At 43.7% G+C, this 16,916-nt stretch carries 17 protein-coding genes; all 17 read left to right on the plus strand.

All coding sequences use genetic code 11. The annotated features are described in order from the left end of the window. Positions 1–2: 2 nt before the first annotated feature. Positions 3–518, plus strand: coding sequence for a ribosome maturation factor RimM (gene rimM / locus NLX67_RS06155; RefSeq protein ID WP_046179150.1), 516 nt, complete (start codon positions 3–5; stop codon positions 516–518). Then, positions 515–1,246 (plus strand): tRNA (guanosine(37)-N1)-methyltransferase TrmD, encoded by a 732-nt coding sequence (trmD, locus tag NLX67_RS06160; RefSeq protein WP_254310734.1) that lies wholly within the window; start codon positions 515–517, stop codon positions 1,244–1,246. The genes rimM and trmD overlap by 4 nt, the downstream gene beginning before the upstream one ends. 129 nt (positions 1,247–1,375) lie before the next feature. Then, positions 1,376–1,723, plus strand: coding sequence for a 50S ribosomal protein L19 (gene rplS, locus NLX67_RS06165; protein WP_046179152.1), 348 nt, complete (start codon positions 1,376–1,378; stop codon positions 1,721–1,723). 96 nt (positions 1,724–1,819) lie between these two features. Beyond that, entirely contained in the window at positions 1,820–2,359 is a 540-nt protein-coding gene (lepB, locus tag NLX67_RS06170; RefSeq protein WP_046179153.1) for a signal peptidase I, read from the plus strand. Positions 2,360–2,383: 24 nt separating this feature from the next. Further along, entirely contained in the window at positions 2,384–3,238 is an 855-nt protein-coding gene (ylqF, locus tag NLX67_RS06175; protein WP_046179154.1) for a ribosome biogenesis GTPase YlqF, read from the plus strand. 73 nt (positions 3,239–3,311) lie between these two features. After that, positions 3,312–4,076, plus strand: coding sequence for a ribonuclease HII (locus tag NLX67_RS06180; RefSeq protein ID WP_046179155.1), 765 nt, complete (start codon positions 3,312–3,314; stop codon positions 4,074–4,076). A 30-nt stretch (positions 4,077–4,106) separates the two neighbouring features. After that, positions 4,107–5,882, plus strand: a complete 1,776-nt coding sequence (locus NLX67_RS06185) for a hypothetical protein (protein WP_156153979.1) — start codon at positions 4,107–4,109, stop codon at positions 5,880–5,882. Further along, entirely contained in the window at positions 5,879–6,151 is a 273-nt protein-coding gene (locus tag NLX67_RS06190; RefSeq protein WP_046179157.1) for an EscU/YscU/HrcU family type III secretion system export apparatus switch protein, read from the plus strand. Before NLX67_RS06185 ends, NLX67_RS06190 begins: the two co-directional genes overlap by 4 nt. Positions 6,152–6,305: 154 nt before the next feature. Continuing rightward, the gene (sucC, locus tag NLX67_RS06195; protein WP_046179158.1) at positions 6,306–7,466 is read left to right on the plus strand and encodes an ADP-forming succinate--CoA ligase subunit beta; all 1,161 of its coding nucleotides are present in this window, start codon (positions 6,306–6,308) and stop codon (positions 7,464–7,466) included. A 34-nt stretch (positions 7,467–7,500) separates the two neighbouring features. Further along, positions 7,501–8,403 carry a succinate--CoA ligase subunit alpha gene (gene sucD / locus NLX67_RS06200; protein WP_046179159.1) on the plus strand — a complete coding sequence of 301 codons (903 nt, stop codon included), beginning with the start codon at positions 7,501–7,503 and terminating at the stop codon, positions 8,401–8,403. A gap of 65 nt (positions 8,404–8,468) precedes the next feature. Next, positions 8,469–9,347, plus strand: a complete 879-nt coding sequence (dprA, locus tag NLX67_RS06205; RefSeq protein WP_254310735.1) for a DNA-processing protein DprA — start codon at positions 8,469–8,471, stop codon at positions 9,345–9,347. Positions 9,348–9,551: 204 nt separating this feature from the next. Next, the gene (topA, locus tag NLX67_RS06210) at positions 9,552–11,630 is read left to right on the plus strand and encodes a type I DNA topoisomerase (RefSeq protein ID WP_046179161.1); all 2,079 of its coding nucleotides are present in this window, start codon (positions 9,552–9,554) and stop codon (positions 11,628–11,630) included. Positions 11,631–11,774: 144 nt separating this feature from the next. Continuing rightward, positions 11,775–13,079: an FADH(2)-oxidizing methylenetetrahydrofolate--tRNA-(uracil(54)-C(5))-methyltransferase TrmFO gene (gene trmFO / locus NLX67_RS06215; protein ID WP_254310736.1), complete on the plus strand. Its 1,305-nt coding sequence runs from the start codon at positions 11,775–11,777 to the stop codon at positions 13,077–13,079. 62 nt (positions 13,080–13,141) lie between these two features. Beyond that, the gene (gene xerC, locus NLX67_RS06220) at positions 13,142–14,041 is read left to right on the plus strand and encodes a tyrosine recombinase XerC (RefSeq protein WP_254310737.1); all 900 of its coding nucleotides are present in this window, start codon (positions 13,142–13,144) and stop codon (positions 14,039–14,041) included. Between the two features lie 15 nt (positions 14,042–14,056). Next, positions 14,057–14,599 carry an ATP-dependent protease subunit HslV gene (gene hslV, locus NLX67_RS06225; protein WP_046179164.1) on the plus strand — a complete coding sequence of 181 codons (543 nt, stop codon included), beginning with the start codon at positions 14,057–14,059 and terminating at the stop codon, positions 14,597–14,599. A 26-nt stretch (positions 14,600–14,625) separates the two neighbouring features. After that, entirely contained in the window at positions 14,626–16,020 is a 1,395-nt protein-coding gene (gene hslU / locus NLX67_RS06230) for an ATP-dependent protease ATPase subunit HslU (protein ID WP_254310829.1), read from the plus strand. Between the two features lie 20 nt (positions 16,021–16,040). Then, positions 16,041–16,820 (plus strand): GTP-sensing pleiotropic transcriptional regulator CodY, encoded by a 780-nt coding sequence (gene codY, locus NLX67_RS06235; protein WP_254310738.1) that lies wholly within the window; start codon positions 16,041–16,043, stop codon positions 16,818–16,820. The last annotated feature ends 96 nt before the right edge of the window (positions 16,821–16,916 follow it).

Genomic DNA, 16,916 nt, shown 5'->3' on the forward strand with positions numbered 1-16,916 from the left:
AAATGAGCAAATGGTTTAACGTTGGAAAAATTGTCAATACACATGGCCTGCGCGGGGAAGTCCGTGTTTTGTCGCAGACAGACTTTCCTGAAAAAAGGTACAAAAAAGGAAGCGAACTAGCAGTTTTTAAACAAGGAGATAAGGAAGGCACTCCAGTTATTGTCGCATCGTATCGTACTCATAAAACCTTTGATCTGTTAACTTTTGAAGGCTATTCATCGATTCAAGACGTGGAGCCGTTTAAAGGCGCTGTCTTAAAAGTCCATGAAGCGCACCTGGGCGATTTGGATGAAGGAGAATTTTATTTTTATGAAATCGTCGGCTGTGAAGTGAAAACAGCTGCAGGTGACGTGATTGGTGTCGTGAAAGAAGTGCTTACGCCCGGCGCCAATGATGTGTGGGTTGTGCAGAACGGCGCCAAAGAAGTCTATATTCCTTATATCGATGACGTCGTGAAATTGGTTGATCCAGATGAAAAGCTCATCATCATCGAGCCGATAGATGGATTGCTCGAATGAAAATCGATGTATTAACATTGTTTCCGGAAATGTTTGAAGGAGTTTTTTCTGCTTCCATTATGAAAAAAGCAGCTGATAAAGGGAAAGCCACATTTCGGGCTGTGAACTTCCGGGATTATGCGGAAGGAAAGCATAAAGTGGTAGATGATTATCCGTATGGCGGCGGAGCAGGAATGGTTTTAAAGCCGCAGCCGCTTTTTGACGCAGTTGATGACTTGAAAAAAACAGCGGAGAACCCCCGCGTTATTCTGATGTGTCCACAAGGCGAACGATACACGCAACAAAAAGCCGAGGAGCTTTCAAAAGAGAAGCATCTTATCTTTTTATGTGGACATTACGAAGGATATGATGAAAGAGTCCGCCAGCATCTTGTCACTGATGAAATTTCGATTGGGGATTATGTATTAACAGGCGGCGAGCTTGGTGCAATGGTTGTGGCAGACAGTGTCGTCCGGCTGCTGCCGGGTGTACTTGGAAATGAAGACTCGGCAGTGCAGGATTCGTTCTCATCCGGGCTTTTGGAGCATCCCCACTATACGCGGCCGGCTGATTTTAGAGGCATGAAAGTACCCGATGTGCTCCTGTCCGGCAACCATAAACATATTGACGAATGGCGCCGTGAAGAGTCATTAAAGCGTACATTGGAACGACGTCCGGATTTATTAGAATTGATTGAGCTGACAAAAGAAGAACAGCAGCAAATTAATTCATGGAAAATACGAAAATAAGTTGATTTCAATATAAGAATATGATAAAATTTTGGAGTCAGTGTGCAAAATAACACACTGCATTACAACGGTGTTCCGCTGTCGTGATTGCGCGGGTATGAGCATTTGTTAGAAGGAGAGGAAAACACAATGAACAAATTGATTCAAGAGTTAACACAGGAGCAGCTTCGTTCTGATCTTCCAGCATTCCGTCCCGGAGACACTGTACGTGTACACGTTAAAATTGTCGAGGGTACACGTGAGCGGGTTCAGTTATTTGAAGGCGTTGTAATCAAGCGTCGCGGCGGCGGCGTAAGCGAAACTTTCACAGTGCGTAAGATTTCTTACGGTGTGGGCGTTGAGCGTGCATTCCCGCTTCATACACCGAAAATCGAGAAAATCGAAGTAATGCGCCGTGGTAAAGTTCGTCGTGCGAAATTGTACTACTTGCGTAACCTACGCGGTAAAGCAGCGCGCATTAAAGAAATCAGATACTAGGATGTTAAAAGGAGTCTGCCTGCAGACTCCTTTTTCTTTCAGGTTTTACACACATCATGATATGATGGATGTACTTAGAATGAAGGTGGTGCCAGCATGGCTGAAGGGAAAAATGAATTTTGGGAATGGACAAAAGCACTGTTGATCGCAGTCGGGCTTGCTGCTCTTATCCGTTATTTTATTTTTGCACCGATTGTGGTCGATGGACTTTCGATGATGCCGACGCTTGAAAGCGGAGATCGAATGATTGTCAACAAACTCGGCGATCCAGATCGTTTTGATATCGTCGTTTTTCATGCGCCGGAAAATAAAGATTACATAAAACGGGTGATCGGCCTTCCTGGCGAAACAGTCGAGTATAAAGATGATGTGCTGTATGTAAACGGCAAAGCAATCGATGAACCGTATTTAGATGAATACAAAAGCGAAGTAACAGATGGACCGCTTACGCCGGACTTTACACTCGCTGAAATTACCGGGCAGGAAACGGTGCCGGAGGGTGAGATTTTTGTGCTCGGCGACAACCGGCGCTTTAGTAAAGATGGACGCCACATTGGCACAATCAAAATAGATGAGATTGTTGGTGAAACAAAATTTGTCTACTGGCCGTTTGATCAGGTTCATCTAGTAGACTAAACGGACAGAAAGGAATGTGTAAGCTTGACGATACAGTGGTTTCCCGGCCATATGGCCAAAGCAAGACGGCAAGTGACCGAAAAATTGAAGCTCGTTGATATTATTTTCGAACTGGTTGATGCGCGTCTGCCGTTGTCTTCACGCAATCCAATGATCGATGAAATTTTAAATCAAAAACCACGGCTCGTTATTCTTAATAAAGAGGACATGGCGGACCCGGTGATTACAAAAGAATGGATCAATTATTTTAAAGAGCATGGTGTTGAATCGGTTTCGGTTAATTCACAAGCCGGGAATGGGCTTGATAAAATAGTGAAAGCAGCCGAAAACATTTTAAAAGAAAAATTCGACCGGATGCGTGCACGAGGTATAAAGCCACGTGCGATGAGAGCAATGATTGTCGGCATTCCCAATGTCGGAAAGTCGACACTCATTAACCGTATCGCGAAGAAAAACATTGCCAAAACCGGAAATATGCCGGGTGTAACGAAAGCGCAGCAGTGGATTAAAACTGCAAGAAATCTGGAGCTTCTTGATACGCCGGGTATTTTATGGCCGAAGTTCGAGGACCCGGAAACTGGCTTTAAGCTGGCCTTAACAGGAGCGATTAAAGATTCAATTTTAAACTTGCAGGACGTCGCAATTTGGGGTTTGCGATTTCTTGAAAGCCGATATCCGTCCAGATTGGAAGAACGATATGGCTATAGGGAGCTGCCGGATGATATGGCAGCTGTATTTGAACAAATTGGAGGGCGGCGGGGATCCTTATCCCCGGGGGGCGGCATAGATTATGACAAAGTCACGGATATTATTATCCGTGATGTGCGTACAACGCAATTTGGCCGTCTTACATTTGATATTCCCCCAAAAAAAGCGTGAAGGATTTCCTTCGCGTTTTTTTGTGGAAAAAAAGAATGAGGAGCCGATAATAAACGTAAGGAGCAAAGTGAAAATGAAAAACGAAACGATTGCCCAAATAAAAGAACAACTCGTATCGATTACGACGTTAGAAGATAAGCGGCTCATCCAATGGACCATGGATGATAGAAGCGGTGTTCAAGCAGCTGTTAAAGCGTGCAAGCGCCGCATTCAAAAAAATAAAGATGAGCAGGAACGGCTGCATCAAATAATGGCGTATGAGCGAAACGCTATGAAACAAGGAATGCAGCTGATTGCCGGAATTGATGAAGCAGGAAGAGGGCCGCTTGCCGGTCCTGTTGTAGCGGCTGCTTGCATATTGCCGAAAGATTTTTTGCCGGAAGGGTTAAATGATTCGAAAAAAGTAAAAGAGTCTGTTCGGGACGAATTATACGCGCTCATTATAGAAAAAGCCATAACAGGTGTCGGTATCGTCAGTGCAGAAGAAATTGATCAAATCAATATTTATGAAGCGGCAAAAAAAGCGATGGTTCTTGCTGTGAATGGACTTTCAGAACAGCCGGATCATCTGCTTGTTGATGCGATGACGCTCCCATGTGCAATTAGCCAAGAATCGATTATAAAAGGGGATGCAAAAAGCGCCTCCATCGCTGCAGCATCCATCATTGCCAAAGTGACGCGCGACCGACTTATGAAACAATATGCGATTGAATATCCCGGATACGGATTTGAGAAAAATATGGGGTACGGAACGAAAGAGCATTTAAATGGACTGCAGACACTCGGCATTACACCACAGCACCGTAAAACGTTTGCACCAATAAAAGAGATGATTTAAATGACAAAGCATAAAGCGGGGTGAAGACGCATGGAAATTGGCCAACAGGCAATACAAAGAGGGCTAAGAGTGCAGCAAGGGCGTAATCCGGTTGAAATGTTAAAAGAAGGACAAATTTTTTCCGGCAAAGCCATCAAGCTTTTGCCAGGTCAAATGGCGGAGCTCGCCGTGCTTGGGCAAAAAATAACGGCACAGTTAGAAGTGCCGCTGCAAATGGGAGAACGTTATTTTTTTCAAGTGGCTTCTCTTAATAAAGGAATCCAGCTCAATGTTCTGACGGACTATGCGCCGTTTCACCGGTCCGCGGATCAAGCGTCCATGCTGCTTGAAAAGCTGCAGATTCAGCCGACAAAAGAAAACATTGCTTTTACGACAGCAGCAATTGAAAATGGAAAGACACTGTCTAAAGAGCTCATTCAAACGGTGTCAGGCTGGCTGGGGAAATCCGGATTAGCAGATGGGACAGAAGTACTCCGTTTTATGATGAACCGCAATTTGCCGATGACGGAAAACGTTTTTCAAGCTCTTGTGGCAGCCCGTTCACCAGATTCGATGACGGAAAAAATGGTTTCCCTGCAGCAAATGCTTCCACAAAACAGTGTTGATAACAAAAATGCTGTCGAGGCCATTAGCCGGCTGCTTGGGGAAAAGCCTTCTAGTGCCCATAGTTTTCAAGGCAGTCCAAATGAAAAAGCAGCCCAGTTAGCCCTGGCTCTGCAAAGTACAAATCCATCATTAAAAGCAGCAGCTATTGGAGTACTTCATCAATCGCTTGCGCCTGGCGCTGCCATGACAGGAGGAAGCGGAGAGGAATCACTTGCTGCCATTGTAAGAAGCATCCCGATAACAAATCGTGGTGCAAATGAAGTGGCTGCACCCGTTCAAATGATAAAAGAAACACTTGTCCAACTTGTCAGCCGTCCCACGTCCCAAGAAGCGGTGGCGGTGTTTAAAGAAGCTGTTTCCTTATCGATTCCACTGCAGCACCCAGACCGTCTGGCAATGATGCAGCAATTAGCGCAGCTGACAGGTGAACTAAAAATGGGCCAGATGCCTGACGCGAAAATGACCGCATCGTTGTTTCAGTTCGCTTCCTTAGCTGCTGCATCCATTCCCGATCAAGCAGCTGCGCGTATGGCTATGCTTCTCGGCGCAGAAACTCTTTCGTTCCCAGAACCGACAGCGAATGCGTCATTGCGCGATGCGTTTCGCTTTCTTGGACTGGATCATGAAGCAATGATTGCGTCAAAAAATAAGCCGGAAGCCGTGCCGCAAACTGTCAAGCAGGAATTGATTAAGCTGATGACGGAAACAATGCCTGTACCGGTCAGAGAAGCGGCAGAGCAGCTAGTCGGCCGTCTGAATGCTCAGCATATTTTATCTGCTGAATCTGGTCCGCTGCAGCAGCTCGTTATGCAGTCTCCTGTTCAATTCGGTGAATTTAAGGGAGATGTCACGATCAAGTGGCAAGGGAAGAAAAAAGAGGACGGGAAAATCGATGCCGATTTTTGTCGTGTTTTGTTTTACGTGGAAATGCCAAATTTACGAAATACGGTTATTGATATGCAAGTACAAAACCGGATCGTGCATATCAATATTAGTGTAGATGCACCTATCCCTCTCTTGAAAAAAATAAGCAGTCCGGCATTTGACTCTTTGAAAGAAGCACTTGAAGGAGGCGGGTACCGTCTGTCAGGGGTCCATTTTAAAGAACCATCCCTGCAAGAAGTTGAGGATAAATCAAAGCCGCCACTTGCCCGCATCATGGATGATGACGGCTATATGGGGGTGGATATCCGCATATGAATCGAACAAATCGTAAGCAGGCAGCAGCCCTGTCCTATAATCCGGATTCAGCGGGTGCACCAATCATAAAAGCAAAAGGAAAAGGAATCATTGCAGATAAAATTCTTGAATCTGCAAGAGAAAACAATATTCCGATTCAAGAAGACCCGGCACTTGTTGAACTACTCGGTCAGCTTGAAATAAATGAAGCGATTCCAGAGGATTTGTACCAGGCCGTCGCTGAAGTATTCGCGTTCGTGTACCGTCTCGATCGGCGTCTAGGTAAATAAACATTGTAAGCGTTTTGCAAAAAAAACGTTCTTGAAAAAAAGAGCGGGTTTTTTATGTTGAAAAAACTAGACATAATTTCTTTTTTTCTCTACAATGAAGTCGCAGTCTGTTTTGCAATGAGACTTGTGTTTGAGATCGATAGGAGGCTGAAAGATGAATATTCATGAGTATCAAGGGAAAGAAGTTCTCAGAAGCTACGGTGTTGTCGTACCGAATGGGAAAGTTGCGTTTTCTGTTGAAGAAGCGGTTGAAGCAGCAAAAGAACTTGGCACAAAAGTAAACGTTGTCAAAGCACAGATTCATGCGGGCGGTCGTGGAAAAGCGGGCGGTGTGAAAGTTGCAAAGAATCTTGATGAAGTACGTACATATGCAGAAGAAATTCTCGGCAAAGTATTGGTCACGCATCAAACAGGCCCTGAAGGTAAAGAAGTAAAGCGCCTTCTTATTGAAGAAGGGTGCGACATAAAAAAAGAATACTACATTGGCCTTGTCCTGGATCGTGCCACATCTCAAGTCGTTTTAATGGCGTCTGAAGAAGGTGGAACAGAAATTGAGGAAGTGGCAGAAGCGACGCCTGAAAAAATCTTCAAAGAGTACATTGATCCAGTAACAGGTCTCAGCCCATTCCAGGCGCGCCGTATTGCGTTCAGCATTAACATTCCGAAAGAGCTCGTTGGACAAGCTGTGAAATTTATGATGAGCCTTTATACGGCATTTGTGGAAAAAGACTGCTCGATTGCAGAAATTAACCCGCTTGTTGTGACAGGTGATGGCAAGGTTATGGCGCTTGATGCAAAATTGAACTTTGATTCAAATGCTCTGTACCGTCATAAAGACATTTTGGAATACCGCGATCTTGATGAAGAAGATGAAAAAGAAATTGAAGCATCCAAATATGACCTCAGCTATATTTCGCTTGGCGGAAACATCGGATGTATGGTAAACGGCGCCGGTCTTGCAATGGCCACAATGGACATTATTAAACATTATGGCGGCGACCCCGCCAACTTCCTTGACGTTGGGGGCGGCGCGACAGCTGAAAAAGTAACAGAAGCGTTTAAAATTATTCTTTCTGATGAAAATGTAAAAGGAATTTTCGTCAACATTTTCGGCGGCATTATGAAATGCGACGTTATTGCAACGGGTGTCGTAGAAGCGGCGAAACAAGTAAGCTTATCTGTACCGCTGGTCGTCCGGTTAGAGGGTACGAACGTAGATGCCGGTAAAGCAATCTTGAACCAGTCAGGACTTGACATTGTTTCAGCAGATTCAATGGCAGATGGCGCGCAAAAAATCGTTAGTCTCGTAAAATAATCAAGATGTTGACAATAGAAAGGCAGGTACAGGCATGAGTGTATTTATTAATAAAGATACAAAGGTAATCGTCCAAGGCATTACGGGCTCTACTGCCCTTTTTCATACAAAACAAATGCTTGAATACGGCACGAAAATCGTTGGCGGTGTCACACCTGGAAAAGGCGGCACTGAAGTTGAAGGCGTACCCGTATTTAACACGCTGGCGGAAGCGGTAAAAGAAACTGGTGCAAACGCTTCAGTTATTTACGTTCCAGCTCCATTCGCGGCGGATGCGATTTTAGAAGCGGTTGACGCGGATCTTGATTTGGCTATTTGTATTACAGAGCATATTCCAGTGCTTGATATGGTCAAAGTAAAACGGTATATGCAAGGCAAGAAAACACGCCTTGTCGGACCAAACTGCCCCGGTGTTATCACGCCGGACGAGTGCAAAATCGGCATCATGCCGGGCTACATTCATACGAAAGGCCATGTCGGCGTTGTATCACGCTCCGGCACGCTTACGTATGAAGCGGTTCACCAGCTGACGCAGGCAGGCATCGGTCAGTCCACTGCAGTTGGCATCGGCGGCGACCCGGTAAATGGAACGGATTTTATCGATGTATTAAAAGCTTTCAATGAAGACCCAGAAACAAAAGCGGTCATCATGATCGGTGAAATCGGCGGTACAGCTGAAGAAGAAGCGGCTGAGTGGGTAAAAGCCAACATGACAAAACCCGTTGTCGGCTTTATTGGCGGCCGTACAGCACCTCCAGGCAAACGTATGGGTCATGCCGGCGCGATTATTTCAGGCGGTAAAGGAACAGCTGATGAAAAAATCCGCGTCATGAACGAGTGCGGTATTCAAGTAGCAGAAACGCCTTCTGTTATGGGTGAAACATTGATTAAAGTTCTTGAAGAAAAAGGACTATTGGAAGAGTGTAAAACACATTAATCGTGAATGGACGCCTGATTGGATCAGGCGTCTCATTTTGTGTGAATTAAAGGAGGGAAATGAACGTGGATGAAACGACAAAATGGCTGCTAAAACTGCAATATTGTGAGAATATTAGTTGGAAAGATCAATATTTATTATTAAAACATGATCATTATTTAGAAACGCTCTCTCGAATGCCAAGTACCGAATACGCCCAGATTACTGGTCGATCCACTCAACAAGCAGACCTCATTTTACAAAAGCTCCACTCTTTATCATTCAATCATCTTTATTCATCATTAATGAAGTCCTCATCGATCTTTATTCCGATTTACGATAAGCTGTACCCTAAACAGCTAAAAAGGCTGCCACAGCCACCGTGGGGGTTGTTTGCGATGGGGGACGTTAAATTATTGACAACAGAAAACATGCTCGCTGTTGTCGGCGCCAGAAATGGTGATCAGTACGGAAAAGAAGCACTTCAGTCGATCATTCCGTCTTTAATAGAGAGAAACATTTTAATTGTCAGTGGGCTTGCTAAAGGGATTGATGCATTTTCACATGAATTGGCATTACAGGCAGGCGGCAAAGCAATTGCGGTTATTGCGGGCGGTTTTGGGCACTTTTACCCTCAGGAAAATATACAGCTGGCTCAGCGGATTTCAAAAGAAGGATTAATTTTATCTGAGTATGCGCCAGATAAAAAACCGGAAAAATGGCAATTTCCAGCCCGAAACCGGATTGTGAGCGGATTGTCTAAAGGTGTACTCGTCGTTCAGGCGGCGAAAAAAAGCGGGTCGCTCATTACCGCTTCCTTTGCAATGGAACAAGGAATAGATGTGTTTGCGGTGCCGGGACCTATTACACATCCGCTTTCCGAAGGGGTCCATTCGTTAATTGCAGATGGAGCCAAAATTGTTCATTGTGCTGACGATATTTTAATGGAATTCAATCAGGAATAAAAAAACTTTTTGCGAAAACAGTTGCAATTTCTGTCAATATCATATAAATTTTGCAACAGAATGATTTTGCAAAACATGTCCTGTTTTGTAACATATAGAGAACAAAAATGAATAATGTAAAAGAGAAACGTTTGACAAACAAGCGGCATCCGCATAATAATATGTCTAATTATTCATTTTACCTCTCGGGGGAGGCTTTATTTTATGTCAGATTATTTAGTAATAGTGGAATCCCCGGCGAAAGCGAAGACAATTGAACGCTATCTCGGGAAGAAATACAAAGTACGCGCATCAATGGGGCATATTCGGGACTTGCCGAAAAGCCAAATGGGCGTTGATACGGAAAATAGTTACGATCCAAAATACATTACCATCCGCGGTAAAGGACCCGTTTTAAAAGAATTGAAAACTGCTGCGAAAAAAGCGAAAAAAATCTATCTCGCGGCTGACCCGGATCGTGAAGGGGAAGCCATCGCCTGGCATTTGGCTCATTCATTAAACATTGATACGTCATCTGACTGCCGGGTTGTTTTTAACGAAATCACAAAAGATGCTATTAAGGAATCTTTTAAGCACCCACGGCCGATTAATATGGACTTGGTGGATGCCCAGCAGGCGCGCCGCATTTTAGACCGGCTTGTTGGCTATAACATCAGCCCGTTATTATGGAAGAAAGTGAAAAAAGGACTTAGTGCCGGACGTGTTCAGTCGGTGGCACTTCGCCTTGTCATTGATCGTGAAAATGAAATTAAAGCATTCGTTCCGGAAGAATATTGGACAATTGAAGCAGAATTTACGAAAGATCGTGACACATTTAGCGCTTCTTTTTATGGCTTAAACGGAAAAAAAGAAAAACTCACATCAGAAGCAGATGTAAAAAAAGTGTTAGCTGCGATTAATGGAAACCAATTCTCAGTGGGATCTGTTACAAAAAAAGAGCGGCGCCGAAATCCGGCAGCCCCTTTTATAACGTCTTCACTTCAGCAGGAAGCAGCCCGAAAGTTAAACTTCCGAGCTAGAAAGACGATGATGCTTGCCCAGCAATTGTATGAAGGAATTGATCTTGGGAAAGAAGGCACCGTCGGTTTAATTACGTATATGAGAACGGATTCAACGCGGGTGTCAGAAGTGGCACAGTCAGAAAGCCTGGATTATATTGTTTCCCAATATGGAAAAGAGTACGTAAAAGAACAAGGACAGAAAAAAGAACCGAAAAAAACGAATGCGCAGGATGCACACGAAGCGATTCGTCCAACTAGTACGCTGCGTGAACCATCTTCATTAAAGGACTTTTTGTCGCGTGACCAGCTTCGTCTTTATAAGCTCATTTGGGAACGGTTTACCGCCAGTCAAATGGCCGCTGCAGTAATGGATACAGTCAGCGCAGATATTGTGAATGGGGACGTAATGTTCCGAGCGACGGGGTCAAAAGTGAAATTTCAAGGCTTTATGAAAGTTTACGTTGAAGGATCAGATGATGCGAATGAAGAAAAAGAAAACTTCCTGCCAAATCTCGAAAAAGGGGATGCGGTACAGTCAGGAGACCTTGATTCTAAGCAGCACTTCACGCAGCCGCCGCCACGCTATACGGAAGCCCGTCTTGTGAAAACGCTGGAAGAGCAGGGTATCGGGCGCCCATCTACGTATGCGCCAACACTTGATACAATTCAAAAGCGTGGATATGTCGCACTTGATAATAAGCGATTTGTCCCAACGGAGCTCGGGACTATCGTTCATGAATTGATGGTTGAGTTTTTCGCTGATATTATTGATGTTGAATTTACTGTAAAAATGGAACGGGACCTTGATAACGTAGAAGATGGCATGAAGGAATGGGTCGCTGTCATCGATGAGTTTTACAAAGGTTTTGAGGGCCACCTTGAAAAAGCTGAAAAAGAAATGGAGCAGGTAGAAATAAAAGATGAACCTGCTGGTGAGGACTGTGAAAAGTGCGGGCACGAAATGGTCTTTAAAATGGGCCGTTATGGAAAATTTATGGCGTGCAGTAATTTTCCTGAATGCCGGAACACAAAAGCGATCGTCAAAGAGATCGGCGTGAAATGCCCGAAATGTACGAAGGGTAATATAATAGAAAGAAAAAGTAAAAAGCGGCGTATTTTTTACGGATGCGATCGCTTTCCAGAATGCGACTTTCTTTCGTGGGATAAGCCGATTGAACGTCCATGTCCAAAATGTGCAAAGCTGCTTGTTGAGAAAAAGCTTAAAAAAGGTGTACAGATTCAATGTACAGAATGCGATTATAAAGAACAGCCTCAAGCATAAACCAGATTGGACCGCCTGATTTTATTTAATATCAGGCGGTTTTTCATGTTGATTAAAAACATTTTTCTTTTTTTCTATAAGCAGGTAGTGTACAATGCTAAATGGATATATAGGTACGTACCTTTAAAGTGGGGGGAACTAAATATGACTCAACCAATTAATGTAATCGGCGCCGGACTTGCTGGAAGTGAGGCAGCTTTTCAAATTGCAGAACGCGGTCTGCAGGTTCGTTTATACGAAATGCGGCCCATAAAGCAAACACCAGCCCATCACACGGATAAATTTGCTGAGCTTGTCTGCAGCAACTCGCTGCGCGCGAATGGACTAACAAATGCAGTTGGTGTTTTAAAAGAAGAGATGCGCCGCTTGAATTCTGTTATTATTAGTTCAGCCGATGCCTGTGCAGTTCCGGCTGGCGGTGCGCTCGCTGTTGACAGGCATGAATTTGCAGGACATGTAACAGAGCGTGTAAAAAATCATCCGAACGTAACGGTGATCAATGAAGAAGTAACTGAGATTCCAGAAGGCATTACCGTCATTGCAACAGGACCATTAACAACGAGCGGACTGGCTGAGAAAATTCAGGCGCTGACAGGCGAAGATTATTTATACTTTTATGATGCAGCTGCGCCAATCGTTGAAAAAGACAGTATTAATATGGATGTGGCGTATTTGAAGTCTCGTTATGACAAAGGAGAAGCCGCTTATTTAAACTGCCCGATGAATGAAGAAGAATTTGATCGTTTCTATGAAGCGCTCATTGCGGCAGAAACAGTGCCGCTAAAAGAATTTGAAAAAGAGATTTTCTTTGAGGGATGCATGCCGATTGAAGTGATGGCCAGCCGAGGCAAAAAAACAATGCTGTTCGGTCCGATGAAGCCAGTTGGTCTTGAAGATCCACGTACTGGAAAACGTCCATATGCGGTCGTTCAGCTTCGTCAGGATAATGCAGTTGGAACACTTTATAACATTGTTGGTTTTCAGACACATTTAAAATGGGGACCGCAAAAAGAAGTGCTTCAGCTTATTCCGGGTCTTGAAAATATTGAAATTGTCCGCTACGGGGTCATGCATCGCAATACGTTTATTAACTCGCCAAAAGCGCTGCTGTCAACGTATCAGCTGAAAGAGCGTCCGAATTTGTTTTTTGCCGGGCAAATGACCGGTGTAGAAGGGTATGTGGAATCGGCAGCGAGTGGCTTAATGGCTGGTATAAATGCAGCAAGACTTGCATTGGGAGAAGAACCTGTTACCGCGCCACAGGAAACAGCCATCGGCGGCATGGCGCACTACATTACGCACGCCTCGCCGGACAACTTTCAGCCAATGAATGCAAACTTTGGCTTGTTTCCAGTATTGCCGATGAAGATTAAAGGAAAGAAAGAACGATACGAGGCGCTTGCTGAACGTGCATTGGGAAAAATTCAAACTTTTTCGAAAAGTTTGTAAATTTCTTGCGGAGGGTTACTAACATGTGCTATCATTTAGTAGCCCTTTTATGAGGTGGAGAAATGTCTAAACTTTTCAAAAATTATACACATTCTTATTTTGCTTATTTACAAATTGAAAAAAATAGCTCTGTTCACACGATGAAAAGTTATCGTGATGACCTGGAGCACTTTTTTATGTTTATGAACGAACAGCAGTTAGCAGATTTGACAGATGTCACATATCAGACGGCTCGTTTATACTTAACGCTGCTTCACGAGAAAAAAATGGCCCGTGCTTCTGTTTCTCGAAAAATATCCGCCATCCGCGGGTTTTACCGTTTTTTGATGAGGGAAGATGTTGTAAAAGAAAATCCGTTTTTACTTATACATCGCCCGAAAGGAACGAAAAAACTGCCGTCTTTTTTTTATGAGGAAGAAATGCGGGAATTATTTGAAACAGTTGAAGGGTCAGACTTCCTTTCCATTCGGAACCGTGCATTGCTTGAAATTTTGTACGGAACAGGTATTCGTGTAAGTGAATGTGCCGGTCTTGCACTTACAGACCTTGATACGCGCCTTGGTGTCTTGCTTGTACACGGAAAAGGTGGCAAAGAGCGGTATGTTCCATATGGCAGCTTTGCCGCAGAAGCAGTAGAAAGCTATATACAAAATAGCAGACCCTTATTAATGAAAAAAGTAGATCATAACAAACTGTTCGTTAATTTTAGAGGCGCGCCGGTCACGACAGGCGGCATCCGCCATATTTTAAATGGACTAATCCAAAAAGCATCGTTATCAGGAAAAATTCATCCGCACATGTTAAGGCATACGTTTGCAACGCATATGTTAAACAATGGTGCAGATATGAGAACAGTGCAGGAACTGCTCGGACATGCCAGTCTGTCGTCTACCCAAATGTATACACATATTACGAAAGAGCATTTGCAGCACACATATCGGAATCATCATCCACGCGCGTAAAGGAGAGAAAATGAAGTGGGACAATTTCACGCAACAACCATATTTGCAGTAAAGCATAACGGATCATCCGCTATAGCAGGGGACGGACAAGTAACATTCGGAAATGCCGTCGTCATGAAACATACAGCTAAAAAAGTACGCCGTCTTTTTAATGGCAAAGTGGTGGCCGGCTTTGCAGGTTCTGTTGCTGATGCATTTACACTGTTTGAGCTGTTTGAGAAAAAGCTGAATGAATACAGCGGCAATTTGCAGCGGGCGGCTGTAGAACTTGCAAAAGAGTGGCGTACAGATAAAATGCTTCGTCGTTTAGAAGCAATGCTGATTGTCATGGATAAAGATAACTTGTTGCTTGTTTCCGGAACAGGAGAAGTCATTGAACCGGACGATGGGATTCTAGCAATTGGCTCAGGCGGCAATTATGCATTGTCTGCAGGAAGGGCATTAAAGCAGTATGCTGTTCAATTATCGGCGGCAGAAATTGCAGAAGCTGCGTTGAAAACAGCGGCGGATATATGTGTGTATACAAACCATAATATCATTGTGGAGGAACTGCAGTGAGGAGTGAAAAAATGAAGCCAAATGCAATGAATATGACGCCTCGTCAAATCGTTGAGCGTCTTGACCAATATATAGTTGGACAAAAAGAAGCAAAAAAAGCTGTTGCTGTTGCGTTGCGTAACCGCTATCGCCGAAGTCTATTAGATGAGACAATTCGCGACGAAGTAATTCCGAAAAATATGCTGATGATTGGACCGACAGGTGTCGGGAAAACGGAAATTGCCCGTCGTATGGCGAAGCTTGCAGGTGCACCGTTTATTAAAGTGGAAGCAACAAAGTTTACGGAAGTCGGCTACGTTGGACGAGACGTAGAATCAATGGTGCGGGATTTAGCTGAAACCGCTGTCCGGCTTGTCAAAGAAGAGAAAATGAACGATGTGCGCGAACCGGCAAAAGAAGCTGCGGATCGCCGTCTTGTTGAATTGCTTGTCCCCTCGCGTAAAAAAGGGACGTCAGTCAAAAACCCGTTTGAAATGCTTTTCGGCGGCAATAATGGGCAGCAAGAAGAACCGGAAGAAACCGCAGAAGATATGTCTATTTTTGAAAAACGTCGTGTCATTGAACAAAAGCTTTCAGCCGGCGAGCTTGAACATGAAGTCATTACAGTTGAGGTAGAGGAACAGCCTCCCTCTATGTTTGATTTGTTTCAAGGCTCCGGGATGGAGCAAATGGGCATGAACATGCAGGATGCACTTGGCGGCCTTATGCCAAAAAAGAAAAAGAAGAAAAAATTTACAGTGAAAGACGCCCGTCCTGTTTTAGAACAGGAAGAAGCGCAAAAACTGATTGATATGGACGAAGTGACACAGGAAGCAGTTCGTCGTGCAGAGCAGACGGGTATCATTTTTATAGATGAAGTTGATAAAATTGCGGTAAAAGGCGGTGCGCAGTCAGGAGCAAATGTTTCGCGTGAAGGTGTTCAACGCGATATTTTACCAATTGTGGAAGGATCTACTGTTGTAACGAAATATGGTGCTGTGAAAACAGATTATATTTTGTTTATCGCTGCAGGAGCTTTCCATATGTCAAAACCATCAGATTTAATTCCGGAGCTTCAAGGCCGCTTTCCGATTCGGGTTGAATTAGAAAAATTATCGACAAACGATTTTGTTCGTATTTTAGTCGAGCCGGATAATGCGCTTTTAAAGCAGTACAAAGCATTGCTTGAAACAGAAGGTATCCAAATCGATTTTACCGACGAAGCCGTTCAGCGTCTAGCTGAAATTGCCTTTCATGTAAATGCTGAAACCGATAATATCGGGGCACGCCGTCTGCATACCATTATGGAAAAGCTGCTTGAAGATTTATCGTTTGAAGCGCCAGATATTACGATGGAGCAAATCACGATTACACCACAGTACGTAGATGAAAAATTATCTGCTATTTCACAAAACAAAGACTTGAGTGAATTTATTTTATAATCAATCGGAGGAACCACAACATGAATCTTTTAGCAAAAATGAGAAAAATGAACAAAATGTTGCAAAACGCAGCGGGTAAAACAGTAAACTTTAAAGAAATGGCTGAATCTCTTTCTGAAGTCATTGGAGCAAACATTTTCGTCGTCAGCCGCCGTGGTAAATTGCTTGGGTTCGGCGTAAACCAGCAAATTGAAAATGAACGAATGAAGCAAATGCTTGTGGAGCGGCAATTTCCTGAGCAATACACAAAAAACTTGTTTAACTTAACGGAAACATCATCAAATTTAGATGTAAACAGCGAATACACAGCTTTCCCAGTTGAAAACAAAGAGTTATTTCAAAATGGCTTAACCACTATTGTACCAATTGTGGGTGCTGGCGAACGTCTGGGAACGCTCGTACTAGCCCGATTAGAAGAGCAGTTCCATGATGATGAATTAATTTTGGCGGAATACGGTGCGACCATTGTTGGAATGGAAATTTTGCGTGAAAAAGCAGAAGAGATGCAGGAAGAAGCACGCAGCAAAGCAGTTGTTCAAATGGCGATCAGTTCTCTTTCTTACAGTGAACTCGAAGCAATTGAACATATTTTTGAAGAACTCGATGGGAAAGAAGGACTGCTTGTGGCATCTAAAATTGCGGACCGCGTCGGCATTACCCGTTCAGTCATTGTAAATGCACTTCGCAAACTTGAAAGTGCGGGGGTCATTGAGTCGCGTTCACTTGGAATGAAAGGCACTTATATTAAAGTACTGAATAATAAATTTTTGATGGAATTGGAAAAATTGAAATCTAAGTAATTTTAAGGCATCAGCGGAATTTTTACTCCGCTGGTGCCTTTTTTAAATAATTATTTTGTGCAAAAGTTGACATCAATGTATAATACACGTAGGTTT

Origin of the sequence: Domibacillus sp. A3M-37 (genome assembly GCF_024213455.1) — a bacterium.
Lineage (GTDB): Bacteria > Bacillota > Bacilli > Bacillales > Domibacillaceae > Domibacillus > Domibacillus tundrae.

Bases quoted from the DNA above. Each gene is read 5' to 3' on its own strand.
- NLX67_RS06190 (WP_046179157.1), top strand. From the start codon at position 5,879: ATGAATCGAACAAATCGTAAGCAGGCAGCAGCCCTGTCCTATAATCCG.
- trmFO (WP_254310736.1), top strand. From the start codon at position 11,775: ATGACTCAACCAATTAATGTAATCGGCGCCGGACTTGCTGGAAGTGAG.
- codY (WP_254310738.1), top strand. From the start codon at position 16,041: ATGAATCTTTTAGCAAAAATGAGAAAAATGAACAAAATGTTGCAAAAC.
- lepB (WP_046179153.1), top strand. From the start codon at position 1,820: ATGGCTGAAGGGAAAAATGAATTTTGGGAATGGACAAAAGCACTGTTG.
- rplS (WP_046179152.1), top strand. From the start codon at position 1,376: ATGAACAAATTGATTCAAGAGTTAACACAGGAGCAGCTTCGTTCTGAT.
- xerC (WP_254310737.1), top strand. From the start codon at position 13,142: ATGTCTAAACTTTTCAAAAATTATACACATTCTTATTTTGCTTATTTA.
- NLX67_RS06185 (WP_156153979.1), top strand. From the start codon at position 4,107: ATGGAAATTGGCCAACAGGCAATACAAAGAGGGCTAAGAGTGCAGCAA.
- NLX67_RS06180 (WP_046179155.1), top strand. From the start codon at position 3,312: ATGAAAAACGAAACGATTGCCCAAATAAAAGAACAACTCGTATCGATT.
- sucD (WP_046179159.1), top strand. From the start codon at position 7,501: ATGAGTGTATTTATTAATAAAGATACAAAGGTAATCGTCCAAGGCATT.
- rimM (WP_046179150.1), top strand. From the start codon at position 3: ATGAGCAAATGGTTTAACGTTGGAAAAATTGTCAATACACATGGCCTG.
- topA (WP_046179161.1), top strand. From the start codon at position 9,552: ATGTCAGATTATTTAGTAATAGTGGAATCCCCGGCGAAAGCGAAGACA.
- hslU (WP_254310829.1), top strand. From the start codon at position 14,626: ATGAATATGACGCCTCGTCAAATCGTTGAGCGTCTTGACCAATATATA.
- trmD (WP_254310734.1), top strand. From the start codon at position 515: ATGAAAATCGATGTATTAACATTGTTTCCGGAAATGTTTGAAGGAGTT.
- sucC (WP_046179158.1), top strand. From the start codon at position 6,306: ATGAATATTCATGAGTATCAAGGGAAAGAAGTTCTCAGAAGCTACGGT.